This window comes from Qipengyuania sp. S6317L1 (assembly GCF_023015615.1).
Lineage (GTDB): Bacteria > Pseudomonadota > Alphaproteobacteria > Sphingomonadales > Sphingomonadaceae > Erythrobacter.
This window is the reverse complement of sequence record NZ_JALKAJ010000005.1, coordinates 103745-125155: the sequence shown is the minus strand read 5'-3', so window position 1 is coordinate 125155 and position 21411 is coordinate 103745. Positions and strand designations below refer to the sequence as shown.

The window sequence follows — 21411 nt, the reverse complement described above, 5'->3', positions numbered from 1 at the left end:
AATGGGGGAACAGCGTCAAACCGTCACCATCGTCAATCAACGCGGCCTTCACGCGCGCGCGAGTGCCAAGTTTGTCGGCGCCGTTGCGGCTCTGCCGGAAGGCGCGCAGGTCAAGGTTGCCAAAGACGGCAATGAGGCCGCTGGCGGCTCGATCCTGGGCCTCATGATGCTGGGCGCTGCCAAGGGCGACACGATCGAGGTGATCACCGACGGCACCGACAGCGAGGCGGTTCTGGCCGAGCTTGTCGCGCTGGTCGAAGACGGCTTTGGCGAAGACTGAGCACGAGGCGCACATGCGCAAGCATATCTCCGGTTTTTCCAATCCTACGGTGAAATTTCTGCGCTCTCTTCGCGAGAAGAAGCTGCGCAAGCGGGCCGGCCAGTTTCTGGTCGAGGGCCTGCGCCTCCTCGAAGATGCGCGGGTGAGCGGCTATGTGCCGCGCACTGTGGTGATGGCCGAAGGACGCGATCCCCATCCACTGATCGAAGGGCTTGAGCGCGAGATTGAGAGCCGCGGCGGCGAGGTCATAACAACGACGCCCGACATCCTTTCCAAGATCACCGGCAAGTCGAACGCGCAGAGCGTCGTAGGCGTATTCGATGAGTTCGACACCTCGCTTGAGCGGCTTGACCGGAGCGCGGCGACAATATGGCTGGTCGCACAGGACCTTCGCGATCCGGGCAACCTTGGCACCATGCTGCGCACCGGCGATGCCGTGGGCGCAGGCGGGCTGATCCTGATCGACGATTGCGCCGATCCGTTCAGCGCCGAAGCCGTGCGGGCGAGCATGGGGGCGCTGTTCACGCAAGGTCTCGCGCGGGCGCGGTGGGAGGAATTTGTGCCGTGGTTGCGGGGTGGCTCAGGTCAGTTGGTCGCGGCAAGCTTGCGCGATGCGGTACCCTATCGCGGGGCCGACTATCAGGCACCGTGCTTCATCATGGTTGGCAATGAGTCGCAAGGACTGCCGGAAGGCTACGAAGCCGAATGCGACCTGCGCGTCACAATGCCCATGAAAGGCCGCGCGGATTCGTTGAATGCAGCCGTCGCGGGTGCGGTGCTGGCTTACGAAGTGCTGGCCGGGCTGGAAAGCTGACTACTCCGCCGCGTCCTGGCTTTCTTCAAGCGCGGAGGAAGCAGTTTTCGCAACTTCGTCCTGCTCATTATCGGCGAAGTTTACCAGTTTTCGCGGCTGCGAGTTGAGCGGTAACGCTTCGGCCATGTCCTTGGCGCTCGTATCGACGCTCAATTCTTCGAACCGTTCGCCAGCTTTACGCAAGTTGGTATCAAACGAACCGACCAGCTTGTCGAAACTGTTGTTTGTTTTTCCCAGATCACGCCGCACGTTGCTGATGTGTGCGGCCACCGTGGCGAGGCGGTCGTAAATCTGCTTGCCCAGCGCCGCGATTTCCTGCGCATCGGCCTGCACGCCCGCCTGCCGCCACACCGTCGCAACGGTCAGTGCTATCGACATGAAATTGAGCGGGGATGACAAGACGACGCCGCGTTCCAGCGCATAGTTCAGGAGGCCATCATCCTGCGTGAGAGCAGCGTAAAGCACATGCTCGCCCGGCACGAACATGACTACGAAATCGGCAGAGCCTTCCACCGTGTCCTGATACCGCTTGGCCGATAGCGCCTGAATGTGCCCGCGCACTTCCTTGGCGTGCTTCGCCAGCAAGACGCTGCGCTCTTCCTCAGTTTCTGCCTCGTTCGCCTGCTTGTAGGTGTTGAAGACATTCTTCACATCGACGACGAGCTTTCGCCCGCCCGGAATGTTGATGATTGCATCGGGCCGTTTGTCGCGCCCCTCATCATCCTTGACGCCGACCTCGCGAGCGAAATCGGTCTGGCCGCGCAGATTGCAGGCATCGAGCAGGTTTTCGAATTGCAGTTCGCCCCAGTCACCGCGCGCCTTGGTCGCGCCCTGCAGCGTGGTTGTGATACGATTTGCGCCGTCCAGCACTCGCTCCTGCCCTGCGCGCACCTCGCCAATCACTCCCTGCAATTGATGCCAGGCCTCCGAACGGTTCTTTTCGATTTCTTCGACACGCTTGCGATAACGCTCGAGCGTCTCGCCCACCGGCCCTACGCGTTTGTCGAGCTCGGCCATGCTTTCTTTGTTCATCGCCGCAAGCTTCGTCTGCGCGCCTTCGAGAAAGCGGGCCTGTGCACCTTCGAGCATCTTCTCGCTGATCTCGCCGAATTTGGCCTGAAGTTTCTCTTCTGCTTCGACCAGGCGCTTGTATTCTTTTGCGAAGGCAGCCTCTTTTTCCGCCGCCCGTTCAGCAAAGGCGCGTTCACGCTCTTCGCTTTCGGTGCGCAGGCGCGTCAGCTCAACGTCGGTCGTGCGATACTTCTCGCGCAGTCCAGCGAGTTCTTCCTCAAGCTTGGGCACACGCTGCGCGCGCTCTTCTGCAGGACCGTAAAGCTCCGAGAGCGCATCACGTTTCTTGCGTGCCTCGACAAGTTCCTGCGTCAGTTCATCCACGCGCGCAGCCCGAGCTTCAGCCCGAGCCAAATCGGTGTTCAATCGCCCAACTTCGGCCTCGGCAGATGAAGCGCTTTCTCGCGCCTCCTGCTCTCGCGCGCGCATTTCGGTGACCGGACCACGCGCAACGAACCAGCCGATCAGGCCGCCAATGACAAGCGCCGCGAGCGCCAAAAGAACTGAGAGTGCAGAAAATTCCATGTAAAAGAACATACATCGAACATTGAACGAGGCAAATGTTCTTTTTCGGAACTATCCCCTGTCCTGCTCACTTTGTCAGGAAAAGGAGAATGTAATGTCGATCAAGGAAATGATTCAGGAACACCCTTCTGTGGGTGATGGCTACAACGATCAGCTTGGCGAGGCGGTCAAGCACGCGATGTATGGCGCGGCGATCATGAATTCATGCGCCGATGCGTGCCTTGCCCATGTGAAGGAAGATCGCAGCAATTGCATCCGCCGCTGCCTCGATGCCTCCGATGCCTGCACCGCGTTTTATCGCATGGGCTCGCGGCGCACCGGCCACAATGTGCTGGCCATCCGCGCCATGGGTCTTGCCGTGATTGTCGCGTGCGAGGAATGCAAGGAACACTGCGCGATGCACGATGATGCCCATTGTCGCCGCTGTGTACGGATGTGCGACGAAGTTATCGCCGATGTGACCAAAGCAATCGAAGGACTAAAAGCGGAAGGGTGACCGATAAAGCGGGCTGAGCACACAAACGGCGCGCAGCGCCGCAAGGGCGCCTGAGACTCTTGGCGCCCGCCCGCAGCGGGGGCAGCTCGCCTGCCCGTCTAGCGAGGACGCTCACCCGGATGGGTGAGCGCAAACTAAACTAAGCCGCAGCCCTGATCTTCTTCAGCTTCTTCAGCATCATATTGCGCTTGAGACGCGAGAGGTGGTCGATGAAGACGATGCCTTCGAGGTGGTCCATCTCGTGCTGGAGGCAGGTCGCCATCATACCCGTCAGGTGTTCCTTGTGGTGGTTGCCATCAAGGTCCTGATATTCGACCGTGCACGAGGCTGGCCGATCGACGTCTGCGTAGATTTCGGGAAGCGAGAGGCAGCCTTCCTGATAGGTCGACATTTCTTCGCTTTCAGGCGTGATCACCGGATTGATGAATACCCGCGGCTCTTTCTTGGTGGCCGGATGGGTGTGCTTGTGTCCGTCGTGCTCGCACTCGACCGGCTCTCCATCGGGGTCTTCGGGCTGAAGATCGATGACGAGCACACGCTTGGGCACCGCGACCTGGATCGCGGCCAAACCGATGCCTGGCGCATCGTACATGGTTTCAAACATGTCCTCGACGAGGGTTTTCAATTCGTCGTTGAACTCTTCGGGTTTAACCGGTTCGGACACGAGTTTGAGCCGGGGGTCCGGCACTTCAATGATTTCGCGGATAGCCATGCGTTCGATTTAGTGCGGGTGAGCGGCCCCTGCAAGTTGAACCGTTCAATAAGTGTGATCGGATGGCTGACCCGGTCCCTATCCCAGCACTATCCCACTGGCCGCCGCGCCCTGAGCGCCTGTGCAAGTGTGCCTTCGTCGAGGTAGTCGAGCTCCCCGCCCACTGGCAGGCCATGCGCCAGTTGCGTGATGCGCACCTTGTGCTCTTCCAGCCGTTCGGCGAGGTAATGCGCCGTTGTCTGCCCTTCGAGCGTCGCGTTCATCGCGAGCACAACTTCGTCCACATCGCTTTGTGCAACGCGTTCGAGCAAGCTTTTGATGTTGAGGTCTTCCGGGCCAATGCCGTCGAGCGCCGAAAGCTTGCCGCCGAGCACATGATAGCGCCCCTGAAACAGCCGCGCGCGGTCAAGCGCCCAAACGTCGGCCACATCCTCGACCACGCATAGCGATTTTGCATCGCGTTTGGGGTCGGCGCAGATGCCGCAAGGGTTGATGGTGTCGACATTACCGCAAATCTCGCATTCAACGAGCGATTGGGAAACGCCGTCCAATGCCTCAAGCAGGTCAGGCAAAGCGTGTTCGCGGTTTTTCACAAGCCACAGCACAGCGCGCCGCGCGCTGCGCGGACCAAGGCCCGGCAGGCGTGCCAATACGCTGGATAGTGCTTCGATCTCTTGCGATGCCATGTGGGGAGAGATAGGGCGCTTGGCTCAATTCACAAAGGTTTAGCTTTGGCCTTATGCGCATAGTTTTTATGGGAACGCCGGATTTTGCGGTGCCTGCACTGGTGGCTCTTCACGAGGCGGGTCACGAAATCGCCTGTGTTTATACCCAGCCGCCAAGCCGTTCGGGCCGGGGCAAGAAGCTGCGCCCGTCGCCGGTTCAGGCCAAAGCAGAAGAGTTGGGCTTCAAAGTGCGCCATCCCAAATCGCTGCGCAGTGAAGAGGCCAGGTCTGAATTTGCTGCGCTTGGTGCCGATGTTGCGGTGGTTGCTGCCTATGGGCTGATCCTGCCGCAAGCGGTGCTTGATGCCCCCACCCACGGATGTCTGAATATCCATGCCTCGATCCTGCCTCGCTGGCGGGGAGCGGCGCCCATTCACCGCGCTATCATGGCCGGGGATGAGGAAACGGGCGTCACGATCATGCAGATGGAAGCGGGGCTCGATACCGGCCCCATGCGACATATTCTGCGCACGCCCATTGATGCAAAGACCACTGGCGAGCTGTTTGAGGAACTCGGCAACATGGGCGCAGAGGCGATGGTGGAGGTGCTTGCCAACCTCGACGCCTTTCCACCCGTTGTTCAGGATGATGCCGAGGCCACCGACGCTGCCAAGATCGACAAGGCCGAGGCGCGGATTGACTGGGCGCGGCCTGCGGGTGAGCTGGTGCGTCATGTGGCTGGCTTGGCGCCCTTCCCCGGCGCCTGGTTTGAGCTGGGCGATGAGAGGGTGAAGCTCTTGTTGGCGCAGGAGGCAAAGGGGTCGGGCAAGCCAGGAGAGGTCCTCGACGCTGAACTCACTATCGCTTGCGGCGAAGGCGCAATCCGTCCCTTGAAACTCCAACGTGCGGGCAAGCCGGCGATGAGCCGCGAGGATTACTTGCGCGGTCGACCGGTTGAGGCGGGGACCGTGCTCAAGTGACCCGTTTCGCGCTCACCATCGAATTTGACGGGACGCCGTTTTACGGGCTTCAGCGGCAAAAGCAGGGACCATCGGTCCAGCAGTCGATCGAAGAGGCATTGAACCGGATCACCGGCGAAGAGGTGGTGCTTCATTCAGCAGGCCGCACCGATGCGGGCGTGCACGCGCTGGGGATGCGCAGCCATGTTGATCTTGAAAAGGACATGGACCCTTTTCGCCTCTCCGAAGCATTGAATGCGCATCTTCGCCCAGAGCCAATCGCGATCCTCGACGCTCAAATCGTTCCCGATGACTGGCACGCGCGGTTTTCCTGTATTGAGCGCCGATATGTCTATCGCATCTGCAACCGGCGTGCGCCCTTGACCTTTGCCAAGAAGCAGGTTTGGCACGTTGCGAAGCCGCTTGACCACCACGCCATGCACCGCGCTGCACAAAGCCTTGTGGGACGCCATGACTTCACCACGTTCCGCTCGGTCCAGTGCCAGTCCAACGATCCGGTAAAGACATTGGACCGCCTCGATGTGGAGCGCGTTGAAACCGACGGGGGCGACGAAATCCGCATCTATGCCGAGGCGCGCAGTTTCTTGCACCATCAGGTCAGGAGCATGGTCGGGTGCCTGAAACTGGTGGGTCAGGGTTCGTGGGATGAAGCACAGATCGGCCATGCCCTGGCGGCAAAGGACCGTTCGGAATTAGGGTTGAACGCGCCGCCTCACGGGCTTTACTTCGTGGAAGCGATCTATCCGCAGGAGCACGACGACTGATGGCCAAATGGTACAAGTTTCCCACCAAGGCGCGCATGGCAGATGGCGACTATCGCGCTGGTCTCAACGCGCTCAATATCGTGTTTGGTGCGGTGCTGGGCTTTGTCCTGGTAGGCGGTGAAAACCTGCCGATTTTCGACTTTGTCGCACTGCTCGTGATCAGCGCGTTCATCGTGATGATGATCCAGTCGATTGCGCTTAGCGATTACACGTTATTCAGTATTGTTTTCACGGCCATTGCCATTGCTTTCCTGCCACAAATCGCTGAGGAGTGGTTTTCATTGACCCGCGTCCCCAAACTTCAGCCCACGCTCGCCATTTGGGCGGCGATGGCGACAATTCTTGAGCTTTCCCCGCGAGAAAAGCCAGACAGCGATACCAAACCCGCAACCGATTGATTTAACAACCGAGAGAGAAATTTATGACCACTGGCAAACAGCTTTTCACAACGCTTTCAAGCGACGGCAAATTGACCCTCGAGATCAGCGAAGAAAGCTTTCCGGAGCCCAAGGACAATCAGGTTCTGGTCAAGATGGAAGCAGCGCCGATCAACCCGTCGGACCTTGCAATTCTGACCAGCGCGGCGGACTTTGAAAATGCGGAATATTCAGCTGGCAAGGTCGTCGCCACCATGCCCGAACCTTTCCATTCGGGTCAGAAAGCGCGCCATGACCAGCGCCTGCCAGCCGGCAACGAGGGCGCAGGCACCGTGGTTGCCACCGGCGACAGCGATATGGCCAAGGCGCTCATGGGTAAGCGCGTTGCCTGTGTTCCGGGCAATGCGTTCAGCCAATATGCCATCGCCGATGCGATGATGTGCCTGCCGCTGGGCGATCATTCGTGCGAAGAGGGCGCAAGCTCCTTCGTGAACCCGATGACCGCGCTTGGTTTTGCCGAAAATGCCAAGATGGACCGACATAACGCAATCGTGCACACAGCCGCTGCGTCAAACCTTGGCCAGATGCTGGTCAAGATCTGTGCAGAAGACGGCCTCGAGCTCGTCAATATCGTGCGCAAGGCCGAGCATGTCGAAATGCTGAAAGGTCTTGGCGCAAAACACGTCGTCAATTCATCTGATGATGATTTCATGGCGCAATTGCGCTCCGCGATTGATGCAACCGATGCGTTCTATGGCTTTGACCCCATCGGCGGCGGACAAGCGACCGACACGGTGTTCAAGGCGATGGAACAGGTCGCCGTCAAGAAGATGACCGAATATTCGCGCTATGGCTCCAATCAGGAAAAGCGCATGTTCATCTATGGTCGTCTCGATACGAGCCCGACCGTGCTGACCCCGTCCTATGGCTTTGGCTGGACGCTTTCGGGCTGGCTGCTGACCCCGTTCCTGCAAAAGGCGGGAATGGAAACGGTTGGCCGCATGCGTAAACGCGTACTCGACAATCTCACCACCACATTTGCCTCAAACTATAAAGCGAAGGTGAACCTTGAAGAGATGCTGACCAAGGATGCGATCCTTGATTATCGTCAGATGAAGACCGGCGAGAAATATCTCGTCACGCCCTGGGCCTAATTGAACAGAGCGGGTCCCCGTCTTGCGGGGGCCCGCAATTGCTCAGCCGCGGTCAAAAGCTGCCTGAATTGCGGTCGCATCGGTGATGCCGTTGGCGATCAGCACCATCAGAAGCACCCGCGCCTTGGCAGGGCCGAGCGCCCTTCCCGCGACAAAGCCGTACCGGTCGTCATCGACCTCGACATTGCGATCGACCAGCCCTTCGTCCACGCGTGCAGAGCGCACGACCGGCACTCCGCTTTTCACCGCCTCGCTCAACGCATCGAGCACGCATCCGGGTGCGTTGCCCTGCCCCATTCCGGCCAGCACGATGCCTTTGCAACCGATGCCAAGCAGCGCCTCGACAGGTTTTGCGTCCATCCCCGCCCCTGCGGTGAGGATCGCCACGCGTGGCGGTGTCTCTGGCCAGCCATAACGCGCAGGCTCGCCCACACGGGTTGCCCCGCCGAACCAGTCGAGGGTGGACGGCGTGACCCGCGCGATGGGGCCCCTTGGATAGCCCTTGAAGGCATCAATGTTGGAGGTCGCGGCCTTGCGCACATCCTTAGCGGCGAAAACCGCATCGCCCATGACAAGCAAGGGCCCGCGCCCGCACGCATCAGGATCGCTCGCCACGCGCACCGCATTGGCAAAGTTGCGCATACCATCTGCACCCACCGCGCCCGCAGGCCGCATTGCGCCGACCAGAACCACCGGCTTGTCAGCAGGCAGCGTCAGATCGAGCAGATAGGCGGTTTCCTCGGCGGTGTCGGTGCCGTGAGTGACGAGAATACCGTCCATTTGGCTATCATTTAGAGCCGCTAAAATCTCGCGATGAAGCACGTCCCAAACGTCCCAGCCCATGTCCTGCGAGCCGATCTGCGCGATGGGTTTGGCAACGAGTTCAGCCTCAAGCCCCAAACCCGAGAGATCGTTCAGCAATTGGTCGAGCCTCAACTCGCCAGCAGCATAGGAACCGCCCGTTGCGCTCTGCGCGCTGCCTGCGATGGTGCCGCCTGTGCCAAGGACGAGGAGCCTTGGTAGCCTGGCGATCAACGGAAGGTGACCATGCGCGGGATATGCGCCGCTGCAAGCAGGACGCCGCCAACCACGGTGAGAAGCGTCTCATTCGAGCCAAAACTGGTTGCAAAGACCCCTGCGAGCAGAAACGCAATGCCCAGCCCCGCAGGTGCGAGGAAAGCGAGCGCACGCGCGCGCGCATCGCGCAAAGGCACACTTGCCGAGATCACTACGGCAAGGCTTGCAAAGAAGATGTGGACCCACTCCGCTTCGGCCATGGCGGCCAGAAACGGTGCGGCGCTCGCCGCGACGGGGAGCGCGAGACAATGGAATATACACAGCCCGCTCAGGGCCGTTGCCGCACGGTCTGTTTTTGCTGTAGCCATGATATAATGTATCGTCCTCGCTAAGACGCTGCAGATAAGCGCGATGGTCCCTTGCGTCAATGACTAAGACTTGGAAGGGGCGCGAGACGGGCTTTCTTGTTGCGCGCTTCGAGACTGGACCAGAACTCGCCCAGTTCATCAATCAAGCAGTGAAATTGTCATGTGATGTGATTATATCAGATGGATACCAACAAGGGACCCTTCGCAATGCAATCCACGCCATTGACCGCCGCCAACCGCCGCCAGTTTCTCGCCGCCACCAGCAGCGCCTTTGCCGCGCTTGTGGCGAGCGGGTGCACGACACGCGGGGCCGGCCTTGCGTCTGCATCAGGGCCAAGTTTTTCAGGCTATGGTCCGCTCGTCAAAGATCCCAATGGCTTGCTCGATCTGCCGCAAGGGTTTTCCTACCGCGTGATTTCCAGCCTTGGCGATGCAATGGACGACGGCGGGACAGTGCCCGACAAGGCCGACGGCATGGGTTGTCTCGACATCGGCAATGGCGAGATTGCTCTGGTGCGCAATCACGAGCTTGTGCCAAGCGATGATGCAGGTGGCCCGATTGCGAAAGGATACGGCACGCGCAATGGCGAGATCGTGCCGGGCGGGACGACCAATATCGTGCTCGATGCACAGACGCTGGAGGTGAAACGCCAGTTCCGCACCCTTGGCGGGACGATCCGCAATTGCTCCGGCGGGGTGACGCCTTGGGGTTCATGGCTCACTTGCGAAGAAGCGCCCACGGGTCCGGGCCAACGCTATGGCGATGGGCTTGCGGTCAACCACGGCTGGACCTTTGAGGTTCCGGGCAATGCGACCGGCCTTGTCGATCCGGTTCCATTGAAAGCGATGGGCCGGTTCAACCACGAAGCGGCCTGTGTCGATCCGATCACGCGCTATGTCTTCCAGACCGAAGACCGCGATGACAGCGTGTTCTATCGCTTCGTGCCCAATGTCGCAGGCGACCTTTCAAAAGGCGGCAAGCTTCAGGCGATGGTCATTGAAAACGGCCCTGCCGACACGCGCAACTGGTCGGGCAGCACCATGCCGCTTGGCCAGCAGTTCAATGTAAGCTGGATCGACCTCGACGATGTCGAAGCGCCCAAGGACGACCTGCGCACGAGGGCCGCTGCGAAGGGTGCAGCGGTTATCGCGCGCGGCGAAGGGCTGCACATGGGCGAAGGCGAGCTTTACATCTGTTCGACCAGCGGCGGGGCGAAGGGACTGGGCCAGATTTTCCGCCTGCGGCTGGGTGGTGGCAGCACGCCCGACCGGTTCGAATTGTTCTTCGAAAGCGAGAGCAAGGAGCAATTCAACTATGGCGACAATCTGTGCGTTGCGCCCAACGGGCACCTTGTGGTGTGCGAGGACCAATACACCGATGTGGTCGACAATCATTTGCGCGGGATTACGCCCGACGGCCGCCCCTATGACCTTGGCCGGCTGACGATGCAGACAGAGCTTGCCGGCGCGTGCTTTGCGCCCGATGGCAAGACGATGTTCGTAAACGCCTATGCGCCCACCCGGACCCTCGCGATTACGGGGCCCTGGGTGAACGCTTAAGGCTTACATTGACGCTCTGATCATCGCCTCGAAATCTTCGGCGGACGCACGGCGCGGGTTTCCGCGGGCGGCAAGGTCGGCCTGCGAATATTGCACCATCTCGGCAATGTCGTCCTCGACAATGCCCATTTCGCCAAGCCCTGCGGGGATGCCGATTTGCGCATTGAGATCGGCGATTGCCTGAGCGATATCGGCCCCCGGCTCCAGCCCCATGGCTTGACGCAGGCGCACGTATTTCTCTTCGCAGCCGCCCTGGTTAAAGCGCAGCACTTCGGGAAGGAATACCGCGTTCAGCGTGCCGTGGTGCGGGTTCACTCGCTTGATACGACCCGCTGCGTGGCTCATCGCGTGAACCGCGCCCAGCCCCTTGACGAAAGCAAACGCCCCTTCGGTCGAGGCCATCATCATGTGCCAGCGCGCATCGCGGTCCGACCCGTCGGCAACCGCTTTTGGCAGCCACTGATAACCGCGCCACAGGCCATCCAAGGCGACCCCTTCGGCAGGAGGATTGACGTTAGGCGTCAAGAACGCCTCGATGCAGTGGGTGATCGCATCCATCCCGGTCGCCGCCGTCATCATCGGCGGCAGTCCCATGGTCAGTTCAGGGTCGCAGATCGCGGCCACGGGGATGAACAGCGGGCTTGCGAAGGTCATCTTTCGCCCGTCTTCGAGGATGATCACAAAGCCGACCGAAACCTCGCTGCCCGTGCCCGACGTGGTGGGAACGGCGATCAGCGGGGTCATGCCCTTGATGTTGCGCGCGCCGCCTTGCAGCGGATCATATTGCTCAAGCGGGCCGCCGCTTGCCGCAAGAAGGCCGACCGCCTTGCCAAGATCCATTGACGACCCGCCGCCAAGCGCGATGATGCCGTCGCAGCCCTCGGCTTCATAAAGAGCCAGCGCCTTTTTCACCGCTTCCTCGGTCGGGTTGCCGGGTGTCTCGTCAAAGACCACCGCCTCGCCGCCCATTGCCGATTTTACGGCATCGACAATGCCCGCTTTCACAAGTCCGGCGTCGGTTGCGATAAAAGGCTTGGTGATGCCCGCTTTCGCCATTTCCTTGGGCAGCAACTCAAGTGCGCCAAAGCCGAATTGGGTGGTGGTCAGATATGTGAGTGTGGCGATGCTCATGTAAAATCCCTCTATTCTCTCCGCGCCGGTTCTTGAGGGTTCGCGCAAGGCTTTGCAAGCTGGATTTGACCGGTTTTGTCGGGTCTTCAGGCGTATTGCACGCTCGGCTCTGCCCAGGCGGGGAAAGGGTCTTCCATCCCTTCCCACTCATCGGGTGTGTATTCGCTCGCCGGGACAAGACACGCGTCGAGAGCGGCACGGATTTTGCGTTCGTCCATCTCGATCCCGATAAACACGATTTCCTGCCGCCTGTCGCCCCAGACGCGGTCCCAGTTCTTCGCGACAAATTCTTCAAACGTGCCATCGGCAGGCCATTGGTTCTTGGGAACCTCCGCCCACCAGCGGCCCATGCGCGACACGCTTTTCTGGTGCCCGGCGATGGCGAGTTCCGCCAGATACTCTGTGCGTGTCGCAGTCCAGAAATGCCCTTTTGCGCGGATCACGCGGTCAAGATTATCACTGGTGAGAAAAGCATAAAGCCTGGCCGGATCAAACGGAGCGCGGGCGCGATAGACGAAGCTTTCGACGCCATACTCCTCGGTTTCGGGTCGGTGGCTTGCAAAGTCATAGAGTTCTTTAAGCCACAAGGGGTGCTGCTCGGACGCTTCTTCGTCATAGAGACCGGTGCCCACCACATCATCGAGCGCCACTTTGCCGTGATTTGCCTCGATGATCCTTGCATCTGCATTGAGCGAGGCGACAACCTTCTTGACCATGGCAAGCTGCTCGGGGTTCACATCTGCCGCCTTGTTGACGATCACTACATCGGCAAACTCGATCTGTTCGACCAGTAGCGCGACCAAACTGCGATCATCGCCCTCACCCGCCGTCTCGCCGCGATGCGCGAGGAGGTCGTCGCTGGAATAATCGGCCAGCAGGTTCACCGCATCGACCACCGTCACCATCGTGTCGATTTCGGACACATCGCCAAGGCTTTGCCCCTCTTCATCGCGGAAGGAGAAGGTGGCAGCGACCGGCAAAGGCTCCGAAATCCCGGTGCTTTCGATCACGAGATAGTCAAACCGCCCGTCCTCGGCGAGCGTGCGGACCTCTTTCAGCAAATCGTCGCGCAGCGTGCAGCAAATGCAGCCATTGGTCATTTCCACCAATTGCTCTTCGGAACGCGACAAGGCCGCCTCGCCCCCGCGAACGAGGTCCGCGTCGATATTCACCTCGGACATATCGTTGACGATGACCGCGACCTTTTTCCCCTCGCGATTGGTGAGGATGTGATTGAGCAGCGTTGTCTTACCCGCTCCCAGAAAGCCGGAGAGCACGGTCACGGGCAGCTTTGTGCCGGTAAATTGATTGGTCGGGGCGTTCATTCCAGTCCTCCACAGGTTGCAGGAAAGCCTTTAGCAGATGATATAACATATCATCAAGCCGTGTCCGGTTGCACACGAAACCAATCGACCCTAGCAAGAGGTGTGGAATTATTGATCACCTCCCACATTTGAGGACCATTGATGAAAACGACCAAACTTTTCTCGCTCACCCTTTTGCTCGGCACTGCGCTTGCCCCGCTTGCAACCGCGCCTGTGCAGGCCAAAGAGGGGATGTTCACGCCCGGGCAGCTTCCCGAAATCGCTGATCAGCTCGAAGAAGCAGGGCTTGAGCTTGACCCTGACAACCTCACCGACCTCACCGGTTTTCCGATGGGCGCGGTTGTGTCGCTTGGCGGGTGTTCGGCAAGTTTTGTCTCGCCCGAAGGTTTGGTGGTCACCAATCACCACTGCGCGCGCGGGTCGGTGCAATACAATTCCACCGCCGAGAACAACTATCTGGAGAACGGCTTTCTTGCCGAAACCAAAGGCGCCGAACTTCCCGCCGCGCCCGGCAGCCGGATTTATGTCACGACCCAGCTTACCGATGTGACGGACCGCGTTCGCGAGGGCACTCTCGATATGGAGCCGTCCAAGCGTTACGAGGCGATTGAACAGCGCCGCAAGGACATCACCGCAGAATGTGAAAGCGATGCCGGTTTCCGCTGTCTCGTCGCAAGCTTTTACGGCGGGGCGGAATATACCCTGATCAAGCGCCTCGAAGTGCGCGATGTGCGCCTTGTTTATGCGCCCGCTGATTCCATCGGCAAATATGGCGGCGACATCGACAACTGGCAGTGGCCGCGTCACACGGGCGACTTTGCCTTCTACCGCGCCTATGTCGCGCCCGACGGGTCAGCCGCCGATTTTAGTGAGGACAACGTGCCTTACGCGCCCGAGCATCACCTGAAAGTGAACGCTGCGAGCGCGGAGAATGGCGGCCTCGACGATGGCGATTTTGTCATGGTCGCAGGCTACCCCGGCTCGACCAATCGCTACACCTTGCTGGCCGAGGTCGAGAACACTTTTGGCTGGACCTATCCGACGTTTCAGGGCCTCCTCACCAGCTGGATCGAAACCATCGAGAACGCCGCGCCCGAAGGGTCCGATGCGCGGGTGAAGTATGAGAGCCGCCTTGCGGGCCTTAACAATTACGAGAAAAACCTGCGCGGCCAGATCGACGGCGCACGCCGGGTCGGCCTCGTTGAACGCCGCCGCGAGCGTGAGGCGGCTTTGGCCGAATGGATCGCCGCAGATGAAGCGCGTGCAGACTATGCGCCTGCGATTGAGGCGCTTTCCGAACTTTCGGTTGAAAGCGCCACGGCCGACCGCACCAACTTTTGGTACAACAACGCCACGCGCCCTGCCCTTTTGTCGGCGGCACAGCGCCTCTATCGCTTGTCGAAAGAACGCGAGCTTCCCAATGCCGAGCGTGAGCCTGGTTATCAGGAACGCGACATGACGTTCTTCCGTCAGGGGCTTCAGGCGCTCGACCGGCGGTATGACCCGGCCGTGGACAAGGCCGAATGGGTGTTGTTCCTCACCGGCTACCTCTCCCAGCCTGCCGAAGAGCGCGTGGTCGCATTCGACGAGGCGCTCGGCCTTACTGATGAGACGACGGCTGAAGATCTCCCCGCCCTCCTTTCATCCTTCTACGAAGAAACCGAGCTTGGCGATGGCGAGACACGCCTTTCGCTGATGGAGGCGGACGCGGCGACATTCGAGGCGAGCGATGATCCGTTCGTAAAACTTGCCGTTGCCCTTTATGATTACGAGCGCGGCCTTGAGGATGAGAGCGAAGAGCGTGCCGGGCGCGCTCTGGCCTTGCGCCCCGCCTACATGGAAGCGATCACCGCATGGCAGCGCGAGGATGGCCGCCTGCCCTATCCCGATGCCAACTCCACGCTGCGCATCACTTTCGGCAATGTCATGGGCGGTTCGCCATTCGACGGCATGGCCTATCTCCCCTTCACCACACTGGAAGGGATCACCCAGAAGGACACCGGCGAAGAGCCGTTTAATTCACCACAAAGCCAGTTGGACGCGATCGAAGCCAAGGAATACGCAGGCTATGAGCTGGATTCGATCGGGTCTGTTCCGGTCAATTTCATGTCGGACCTCGATGTGACCGGCGGCAACAGCGGTTCTGCGACCCTGAACGCGCAAGGCGAGCTTGTCGGCCTGTTGTTCGACGGTACGTTTGAAAGCGTCAATTCCGACTGGGATTTCGACCCGCGCACCACGCGTTCGATCCATGTCGATTCGCGCTACATGCTGTGGGTGATGGAAAAGATCGACGGCGCTGAAAACCTCATCGAAGAAATGGATGTGGTTCGCTAAAATCCGCCATTTCTTCGCTTCGGCGTTTTTGACACTTGACCGGGGCGCGCCTGCACCTTAGTTGGCGCGCTCCGACCAGCAAATTGGCTGGTTCGTGAACACTGGTTGGGGCGATTAGCTCAGTTGGTAGAGCATCTCGTTTACACCGAGAGGGTCGGCAGTTCGAGCCTGTCATCGCCCACCAGTCTTCTGAAATCCTCGGCGCTATTCCCTTCCCCCGGATCAAGTCCGGGGTGCGGGGCGCCTGCGGTCGGCCTTGCAGGTGGCCTTCGGCCGTCTGCGCCTTTGGCTTCGACTCCGGCCTTGCGAACTCTGCGAGTTCGTGCGGACGCTACTCCTGATCCAGCGCCTCGCGCACTTGGGCAATAGCCTCCTCGCTGTCCCACTCATAGCCGCCAGCAACGCGCAAAAGCTCTTTGCCCTCAGCATCGAACAGCACCGTCACCGGCAGCAGTCCGCCGTCGCTGAATTCGACCGCAAGATCATTCTGCGGGTCGAGCCATTGTTCCAGATGGCGAAAATCGCGGGCCTCAAAGAACGGCACCACCACGTCCGCGCCGCGATTGTCCTGTGAAATGGTGAGCACCCTCACCTCGCCCTCCATCTCGGCCGCCAGTTGATCGAGCGCGGGCATTTCCACCACGCATGGAACGCACCACGTCGCCCACAAATTGACCAGCACCGGCCCATCCAACTCGCCCAGATCAAGCGTATTGCCTTGCGGGTCACTGAATTGCAGATCGGGCAGCCGGGTCCCCGCAAAGGCACGCACCATTTGCCCCGGCAATTGCGACGACGGCGCAGCAGCCGTGTTTTGCTCCTCAGAAGCAGCACTTTCTTGCGCGAGGGGCTGAGCGCCACTATCGCACCCTCCAAGAGCCAGAGCGGCAAGACCAAGACAAGCGATTGAGCGGACCATGAGCAACTCCAAGAATACCCCCACACCTGAGACAGAGGCAAATACGATGTGGGGCGGGCGTTTCGCTGATGGACCTAGCGCGATCATGCGCGAAATCAATGCCTCGATACCGTTCGACAAGGCGCTTTGGCGTCAGGATATCGCCGCTTCCAAGGCTCACGTCGCGATGCTTGCCGCGCAAGATATTGTGAGCGGCGAGGACGCGAAAACCATCACAGATGGCCTCGATCAGGTCGCGGGCGAATACGAAACGAACGGGGTGCCGGAAAACTGGGACCTTGAAGACATCCACATGACGACCGAGGCGCGGCTGGCCGAATTGATCGGACCAGTTGCGGGGCGGCTGCACACTGCGCGCAGTCGCAACGATCAGGTGGCGACCGATTTCAAATTGTGGGTGCGTGATGCGATTGACCGCGTGGATGCAGGGCTCGAGGCGCTGCAAATCGCTCTTGTCATTCGCGCCGATGAGAATGCAGCCTCCATCATGCCCGGCTTTACCCACCTGCAAACCGCGCAGCCGGTGACGCTTGGCCATCACCTTATGGCCTATTACGAAATGATCGCACGCGACCGCGACCGTTTTGCCGACGCGCGGCGGCGCTTGGCGCTCTGCCCATTGGGAAGCGCGGCGCTGGCTGGCACGGGCTTTCCCATCGACCGCGAGATGACCGCCGAGGCGCTTGGCTTTGACGGGCCGACGCACAACAGCCTCGATGCTGTATCCGATCGTGATTTTGCACTCGATTACCTCATGGCGGCGAGCCAATGCTCGCTCCACCTGTCGCGTTTGGCAGAAGAGCTCATCATCTGGGCGAGCCAGCCTTATGGCTTTGTGCGGATGCCGGATGCGCTTTCCACCGGCAGTTCGATCATGCCGCAAAAAAAGAACCCCGATGCCGCCGAACTCGTGCGCGGCCATGCGGGTCGGATCGCAGGCTGCGCCACATCGCTGATGATCTCGATGAAGGGCCTGCCGCTTGCCTATTCCAAGGATATGCAGAACGACAAACCGCCCGTCTTCGAAGCGGCGGGCCTGCTCGATCTGTGCATCGCCGCAATGACCGGAATGATCGCAGAAACGACGTTCCACACCGACCGGATGCGCGAGGCAGCAGAGCTTGGCTATGCCACCGCGACCGACCTTGCCGACTGGCTGGTGAAAGAGGCCGATATCCCGTTTCGCGAAGCGCACCACATCACCGGCGCAGCGGTCAAGCTGGCGGAAAGCCGCGGCATTGCCTTGGACGCACTACCATTGGCGGACCTCAAAGCGATTGATGACCGGATCGATGACCGCGTCTTTGCCGCGCTTTCGGTCGATGCCTCGGTCGCCGCACGAAGAAGCTATGGCGGAACCGCACCGGAACAGGTACGTTTGCAGGTGAAGCGGGCGCGCCGGGCGCTCGGGATGGAGGACTAATGGCAAAGTCTATCAAACCGCATCTGGCCCTGAGCCTTGGCCTGGCGCTTGCCGCGTGCGGTGCGCAGGCTCCCTTGCAGCCGCTTGCCAGCAACGAGAGACCCGTCGCGCCATACGGCGAAGTCGACAAACCCGATGCCGAGCAATTGCTCGAACTGCCAACGCTCGCCGCTCCTGAACGCAGTGTCGAACTGCGTCGCCGGTCAGAAGAACGCGCCGACGATCCTTTCGACCTTCCACCTGATTAAAGACCCTTTTTCAAAGACCTCTCACACCCATGGACCATTTTTCAATTCGAGACGGCGTGATGCACGCCGAAGACGTGCCCCTGCCGCTTATCGCGCAAGAGGTGGGCACGCCCGTCTACGTCTATTCCAGAGCGACCCTTGAACGCCACGCCCAGGTCTTTCGCGATGGATTGAATGACGTACCAGACAAGCTCATCGCCTTTGCGGTGAAGGCCAATCCGAACCTTGCGGTTCTGAAGGTTCTGCAAAGCCAGGGCTATGGCGCGGACGTCGTCTCCGTTGGCGAAATGCGCCGTGCGCTTGCAGCCGGCATTGCGCCTGAAAAGGTGGTCTTCTCAGGCGTTGGCAAAACCCGCGCAGAGCTTATCGCCGGGCTTGAGGCTGGTATTGGCCAGTTCAACATCGAGAGCGAAGAGGAAGGCCTCGAGCTTGCCGAGGTTGCCCGCGAACTGGGCCTTGAGGCGCAGTGCACGCTTCGCATCAACCCCGATGTCGACGCTGGCACGCATGACAAGATTTCAACCGGGAAAGCCGACAACAAGTTTGGCGTTCCTATCAGCCAGGCGGGCCAGATTTTCGGCAAGCTGGCAAGCGAAGGCGGCGTGAACCTGCGCGGTGTCGCGGTGCACATCGGCAGCCAGCTGGGCGATCTGGCGCCGCTCGAAAACGCATTCAACAAGCTGGGCGAACTCGTCAGCGCGCTTCGCGGGGCGGGTCACACCATCACTCATGTCGATCTGGGCGGCGGGCTTGGCGTGCCATACAAGCAGGGTGAAACTCCGCCCTCGCCTGCCGAATATGGCGCGATGGTTGCCCGCGTAACCGCAGACTGGGGCGTCAAACTGATTTTCGAACCGGGCCGCGTGATTGCCGGTAATGCGGGCGTTTTGCTGACCCGCGTGGTTCGGGTAAAGCGCGGGGTGAAAGACCCGTTCGTGATCGTCGATGCGGCCATGAACGATCTGGCGCGCCCTGCGCTCTACGGCGCGTATCACGATTTCACCGCCGTTGAGCCGAACGGGCGCGACATGACCGCAAACATTGTCGGGCCGATCTGCGAGACAGGCGACACCTTTGCAATGGGCCGCCTTTGCGATCATCTGGAGGCGGGCGATCTTGCGGTTTTCCGCACCGCTGGCGCTTATGGTGCGACGATGGCGTCCTCCTACAACTCGCGCGGCTTCGTCGCCGAAGTGCTGGTCGATGGCGACAAATATGCCGTGGTTGCCGACCGGATTGATGCAGGCGCGATCATGGATGCAGAGCGCGTGCCCGAATGGCTCGCCTGATGCGCGCGTCTGATTGAGCCGGTATGAGCGAGCTGCAAAGCCTTCCGCTGTTTCATAATCTAAAGGGCCAGACGGTCCTTGTGCTTGGCGAAGGCGAAGCGGCCGAGCCAAAGCGACGGTTGGTGGAGCGCGCAGGGGCAATGATCGAGGATGACCAGCAGCGCGCGATTGATGAAGGCGTGCGCATAGCCTTTGTTGCATTTGAGGATGCAAAGGCATGCGAAGTGGCGGCGATCAATCTTCGCTGCGCAGGGATGCTGGTCAATGTCGTTGACCGCCCCGAACTGTGCGATTTCACGACACCGAGCATTCTCGACCGCAACCCTGTCCTCATCGCAGTGGGCACTGGCGGCGCGTCTGCTGGCCTTGCCAAGCACGTGCGGCTGAGGCTGGAGCGGATATTGCCCGCTTCGCTTGGCTCCCTTGCCCGCGCTCTTTACGCAGCCAGACCCAGATTGCGCGAGCGGTTTCCGGGCGGCGCTGAACGCAGGCGCGCCCTGGATGAGGCTTTGCGCGAAGGCGGCGCGCTCGATGCGCTTGCCCCAAGGTCGAGTGACAGGGTCGATGCGTGGCTTGATGGTGATGCGACAATGGATGCCCCGAGCATACTCACAATTGCGCTTGCCAGCGATGATCCCGAGGATCTGACGCTGAAACAGGCACGCTGTCTGGGAGAGGCCGACGTGGTGTGCGCAGATGCAGGCACGCCGCCTGAAATCTTGGGGCGTGCGCGGGCCGATGCGGTGCGGGTCGTGTGTTCGAAAGGGCCCGATTGCGGCATGGACCGCTGCCCCCATACTGCCCCCGATGGAGCGACGGTTATTATACGCCGCCCTGATTGATCTTGAAAAAAACGGGAGGTGCGAGCCCGCCCGTGAGGGGGAGAGGGATGAGGGGCCCGCACCAAGCTATCGCCAGACATCAGCCAGTCGTTGCCACCTTGGCCTCTTGTGCGTGGCCGTGCGCTTCGCGGAAATAACCGATCATGGCCGCGCGGGCTGTTTCGCTAAGGTCGATGAAGGCGCGGCGTTTGTCGCTGGGATCGGACTTGCGTTCAAATATGCCGCAATCCACCAATTGCTTGATCCAGCGAAGCGCGGTTGTCGCGGGCACCATGGCCGCGATACACAGGCTCGTGACAGATACCTTCTTGTGTTCGCCTTGCGCGGCGGTGAGGTCGAGCAGCATATCCCACGCAGGGTCGGAAAAAAGCTCGCCCTCGAAATATCTGGAGCGCGCCTGTCGCCGGGCGATGATCTGACGCACAAGCCGCGGGTCGGGCAATTGCCCGAACTGATCAAACGCAGGCGCATTTGAATTGCGCATGGGCTCCGCTTCGAAAGGCGCGCCGGCGCCTGTTTTCTCCGCAGTGGCTCGGCCATGAGGCCCGGACAGCTTATCAAGCTCTTGTGCAATCGCATCAACCTGACGCGAGAGATAAAGCAGGCTCAACCGGTCTTCCTCGGTCATTTCGCGCACCCGCGCATTGCCGATCTGCGACAAGGTGCGGCCCACCGCCACCAATCGCTCCGCCCGGCTTGGTTCGACCAGAATCTGCGGCTCCGACTGATCGAGGGCGGCAAACACGCTTTCCAGCCCATCCAGCGATGTGGTTACAATCAAATGCGCTCCAGCAGACGCCACGCGCATATCAAGCCGCGTCAACGCCGCCAGAGTACCCGCATCGACCCGGGGGCAATCCACCATCACCACATCGCCAAGCAGGCTGATCGGGCCATCGAGCAAAGCCGATAGCGCCCCGCCCACAATGCATCGGAACCCCGCACCGGACAGATCATCCTCAATCTCCGAACATATCCGCGCACGGTCAGAGTAAATCGCCACCCGGGCCGGAAGCCCCGAAGCATCTTGCGCGGTATCGTAAGAGAAGTCTGCGGCTGTCTCGTCGGAGTAAAGCATCGAATCGCCCCCTTTATTGATTGGAACAAGATTAGA

The 21411-nt window shown here is 60.4% G+C and carries 22 protein-coding genes and 1 tRNA gene; 14 read left to right on the top strand and 9 right to left on the bottom strand.

Features of this window, described 5'->3' with window-relative positions; translation table 11 throughout:
• Position 1 precedes the first annotated feature (1 nt).
• Both MWU38_RS12195 and MWU38_RS12190 read left to right on the top strand, forming a co-directional pair.
• The gene (locus MWU38_RS12195) at positions 2–280 is read left to right on the top strand and encodes an HPr family phosphocarrier protein (RefSeq protein ID WP_247272090.1); all 279 of its coding nucleotides are present in this window, start codon (positions 2–4) and stop codon (positions 278–280) included.
• Between the two features lie 13 nt (positions 281–293).
• Entirely contained in the window at positions 294–1094 is an 801-nt protein-coding gene (locus tag MWU38_RS12190) for an RNA methyltransferase (RefSeq protein ID WP_247272089.1), read from the top strand.
• On the opposite strand, the gene rmuC is transcribed toward MWU38_RS12190, so the two are convergent.
• Positions 1095–2690, bottom strand: a complete 1596-nt coding sequence (gene rmuC / locus MWU38_RS12185; RefSeq protein WP_247272088.1) for a DNA recombination protein RmuC — start codon at positions 2688–2690, stop codon at positions 1095–1097.
• 94 nt (positions 2691–2784) lie between these two features.
• Here rmuC and MWU38_RS12180 point away from each other — a divergent pair, with 94 nt between their 5' ends.
• Complete coding sequence (locus MWU38_RS12180; protein WP_247272087.1) at positions 2785–3186, top strand: four-helix bundle copper-binding protein; 402 nt, start codon at positions 2785–2787, stop codon at positions 3184–3186.
• Between the two features lie 139 nt (positions 3187–3325).
• On the opposite strand, the gene MWU38_RS12175 is transcribed toward MWU38_RS12180, so the two are convergent.
• Both MWU38_RS12175 and recR read right to left on the bottom strand, forming a co-directional pair.
• Positions 3326–3898 carry a peptide deformylase gene (locus tag MWU38_RS12175; protein WP_247272086.1) on the bottom strand — a complete coding sequence of 191 codons (573 nt, stop codon included), beginning with the start codon at positions 3896–3898 and terminating at the stop codon, positions 3326–3328.
• 89 nt (positions 3899–3987) lie between these two features.
• Positions 3988–4584, bottom strand: coding sequence for a recombination mediator RecR (gene recR, locus MWU38_RS12170; protein ID WP_247272085.1), 597 nt, complete (start codon positions 4582–4584; stop codon positions 3988–3990).
• Positions 4585–4637: 53 nt separating this feature from the next.
• On the opposite strand from recR, the gene fmt reads away from it, so the two are divergent.
• The 4 genes from fmt to MWU38_RS12150 are packed head-to-tail and all read left to right on the top strand — an operon-like array spanning position 4638 to position 7838.
• On the top strand, positions 4638–5543 hold the full coding sequence (gene fmt, locus MWU38_RS12165; protein ID WP_247272084.1) for a methionyl-tRNA formyltransferase: 906 nt from the start codon (positions 4638–4640) through the stop codon (positions 5541–5543).
• On the top strand, positions 5540–6307 hold the full coding sequence (gene truA, locus MWU38_RS12160) for a tRNA pseudouridine(38-40) synthase TruA (RefSeq protein WP_247272083.1): 768 nt from the start codon (positions 5540–5542) through the stop codon (positions 6305–6307). Before fmt ends, truA begins: the two co-directional genes overlap by 4 nt.
• Positions 6307–6705 (top strand): hypothetical protein, encoded by a 399-nt coding sequence (locus MWU38_RS12155; RefSeq protein ID WP_247272082.1) that lies wholly within the window; start codon positions 6307–6309, stop codon positions 6703–6705. Before truA ends, MWU38_RS12155 begins: the two co-directional genes overlap by 1 nt.
• Before the next feature lie 23 nt (positions 6706–6728).
• Positions 6729–7838, top strand: coding sequence for a zinc-binding dehydrogenase (locus tag MWU38_RS12150; protein ID WP_247272081.1), 1110 nt, complete (start codon positions 6729–6731; stop codon positions 7836–7838).
• Positions 7839–7880: 42 nt separating this feature from the next.
• Here the strand turns inward: MWU38_RS12150 and MWU38_RS12145 are convergent, their stop codons facing one another.
• Positions 7881–8873 (bottom strand): asparaginase, encoded by a 993-nt coding sequence (locus MWU38_RS12145; RefSeq protein WP_247272080.1) that lies wholly within the window; start codon positions 8871–8873, stop codon positions 7881–7883.
• Positions 8870–9223, bottom strand: coding sequence for a MerC domain-containing protein (locus MWU38_RS12140; RefSeq protein WP_247272079.1), 354 nt, complete (start codon positions 9221–9223; stop codon positions 8870–8872). The genes MWU38_RS12145 and MWU38_RS12140 overlap by 4 nt, the downstream gene beginning before the upstream one ends.
• A gap of 207 nt (positions 9224–9430) precedes the next feature.
• On the opposite strand from MWU38_RS12140, the gene MWU38_RS12135 reads away from it, so the two are divergent.
• Positions 9431–10783, top strand: a complete 1353-nt coding sequence (locus tag MWU38_RS12135) for an alkaline phosphatase PhoX (protein ID WP_247272078.1) — start codon at positions 9431–9433, stop codon at positions 10781–10783.
• 3 nt (positions 10784–10786) lie between these two features.
• On the opposite strand, the gene MWU38_RS12130 is transcribed toward MWU38_RS12135, so the two are convergent.
• Positions 10787–11914: an iron-containing alcohol dehydrogenase gene (locus MWU38_RS12130; RefSeq protein ID WP_247272077.1), complete on the bottom strand. Its 1128-nt coding sequence runs from the start codon at positions 11912–11914 to the stop codon at positions 10787–10789.
• 86 nt (positions 11915–12000) lie between these two features.
• Entirely contained in the window at positions 12001–13239 is a 1239-nt protein-coding gene (locus MWU38_RS12125; protein ID WP_247272076.1) for a GTP-binding protein, read from the bottom strand.
• A gap of 141 nt (positions 13240–13380) precedes the next feature.
• Here MWU38_RS12125 and MWU38_RS12120 point away from each other — a divergent pair, with 141 nt between their 5' ends.
• Entirely contained in the window at positions 13381–15576 is a 2196-nt protein-coding gene (locus MWU38_RS12120; protein ID WP_247272075.1) for a S46 family peptidase, read from the top strand.
• A 108-nt stretch (positions 15577–15684) separates the two neighbouring features.
• A tRNA-Val gene (locus MWU38_RS12115) sits at positions 15685–15760 on the top strand.
• Between the two features lie 147 nt (positions 15761–15907).
• Here the strand turns inward: MWU38_RS12115 and MWU38_RS12110 are convergent.
• Entirely contained in the window at positions 15908–16495 is a 588-nt protein-coding gene (locus MWU38_RS12110) for a TlpA disulfide reductase family protein (RefSeq protein ID WP_247272074.1), read from the bottom strand.
• 46 nt (positions 16496–16541) lie between these two features.
• Here MWU38_RS12110 and argH point away from each other — a divergent pair, with 46 nt between their 5' ends.
• From argH to MWU38_RS12090, 4 genes are read left to right on the top strand one after another with little or no spacing between them, the layout of a single operon-like run.
• The gene (argH, locus tag MWU38_RS12105) at positions 16542–17918 is read left to right on the top strand and encodes an argininosuccinate lyase (RefSeq protein WP_247272579.1); all 1377 of its coding nucleotides are present in this window, start codon (positions 16542–16544) and stop codon (positions 17916–17918) included.
• On the top strand, positions 17918–18166 hold the full coding sequence (locus tag MWU38_RS12100) for a hypothetical protein (RefSeq protein ID WP_247272073.1): 249 nt from the start codon (positions 17918–17920) through the stop codon (positions 18164–18166). The genes argH and MWU38_RS12100 overlap by 1 nt, the downstream gene beginning before the upstream one ends.
• 29 nt (positions 18167–18195) lie before the next feature.
• Positions 18196–19455, top strand: a complete 1260-nt coding sequence (gene lysA / locus MWU38_RS12095) for a diaminopimelate decarboxylase (RefSeq protein WP_247272072.1) — start codon at positions 18196–18198, stop codon at positions 19453–19455.
• Between the two features lie 23 nt (positions 19456–19478).
• On the top strand, positions 19479–20297 hold the full coding sequence (locus MWU38_RS12090; protein ID WP_247272071.1) for a bifunctional precorrin-2 dehydrogenase/sirohydrochlorin ferrochelatase: 819 nt from the start codon (positions 19479–19481) through the stop codon (positions 20295–20297).
• A gap of 79 nt (positions 20298–20376) precedes the next feature.
• Here the strand turns inward: MWU38_RS12090 and MWU38_RS12085 are convergent, their stop codons facing one another.
• Entirely contained in the window at positions 20377–21375 is a 999-nt protein-coding gene (locus MWU38_RS12085; protein ID WP_247272070.1) for a MarR family transcriptional regulator, read from the bottom strand.
• Positions 21376–21411: the final 36 nt, after the last annotated feature.

Bases quoted from the DNA above. Each gene is read 5' to 3' on its own strand.
- MWU38_RS12195 (WP_247272090.1), top strand. From the start codon at position 2: ATGGGGGAACAGCGTCAAACCGTCACCATCGTCAATCAACGCGGCCTT.
- MWU38_RS12190 (WP_247272089.1), top strand. From the start codon at position 294: ATGCGCAAGCATATCTCCGGTTTTTCCAATCCTACGGTGAAATTTCTG.
- rmuC (WP_247272088.1), bottom strand. From the start codon at position 2,690: ATGGAATTTTCTGCACTCTCAGTTCTTTTGGCGCTCGCGGCGCTTGTC.
- MWU38_RS12180 (WP_247272087.1), top strand. From the start codon at position 2,785: ATGTCGATCAAGGAAATGATTCAGGAACACCCTTCTGTGGGTGATGGC.
- MWU38_RS12175 (WP_247272086.1), bottom strand. From the start codon at position 3,898: ATGGCTATCCGCGAAATCATTGAAGTGCCGGACCCCCGGCTCAAACTC.
- recR (WP_247272085.1), bottom strand. From the start codon at position 4,584: ATGGCATCGCAAGAGATCGAAGCACTATCCAGCGTATTGGCACGCCTG.
- fmt (WP_247272084.1), top strand. From the start codon at position 4,638: ATGCGCATAGTTTTTATGGGAACGCCGGATTTTGCGGTGCCTGCACTG.
- MWU38_RS12155 (WP_247272082.1), top strand. From the start codon at position 6,307: ATGGCCAAATGGTACAAGTTTCCCACCAAGGCGCGCATGGCAGATGGC.
- MWU38_RS12150 (WP_247272081.1), top strand. From the start codon at position 6,729: ATGACCACTGGCAAACAGCTTTTCACAACGCTTTCAAGCGACGGCAAA.
- MWU38_RS12140 (WP_247272079.1), bottom strand. From the start codon at position 9,223: ATGGCTACAGCAAAAACAGACCGTGCGGCAACGGCCCTGAGCGGGCTG.
- MWU38_RS12135 (WP_247272078.1), top strand. From the start codon at position 9,431: ATGCAATCCACGCCATTGACCGCCGCCAACCGCCGCCAGTTTCTCGCC.
- MWU38_RS12130 (WP_247272077.1), bottom strand. From the start codon at position 11,914: ATGAGCATCGCCACACTCACATATCTGACCACCACCCAATTCGGCTTT.
- MWU38_RS12125 (WP_247272076.1), bottom strand. From the start codon at position 13,239: ATGAACGCCCCGACCAATCAATTTACCGGCACAAAGCTGCCCGTGACC.
- MWU38_RS12120 (WP_247272075.1), top strand. From the start codon at position 13,381: ATGAAAACGACCAAACTTTTCTCGCTCACCCTTTTGCTCGGCACTGCG.
- MWU38_RS12110 (WP_247272074.1), bottom strand. From the start codon at position 16,495: ATGGTCCGCTCAATCGCTTGTCTTGGTCTTGCCGCTCTGGCTCTTGGA.
- argH (WP_247272579.1), top strand. From the start codon at position 16,542: ATGTGGGGCGGGCGTTTCGCTGATGGACCTAGCGCGATCATGCGCGAA.
- MWU38_RS12100 (WP_247272073.1), top strand. From the start codon at position 17,918: ATGGCAAAGTCTATCAAACCGCATCTGGCCCTGAGCCTTGGCCTGGCG.
- lysA (WP_247272072.1), top strand. From the start codon at position 18,196: ATGGACCATTTTTCAATTCGAGACGGCGTGATGCACGCCGAAGACGTG.
- MWU38_RS12090 (WP_247272071.1), top strand. From the start codon at position 19,479: ATGAGCGAGCTGCAAAGCCTTCCGCTGTTTCATAATCTAAAGGGCCAG.
- MWU38_RS12085 (WP_247272070.1), bottom strand. From the start codon at position 21,375: ATGCTTTACTCCGACGAGACAGCCGCAGACTTCTCTTACGATACCGCG.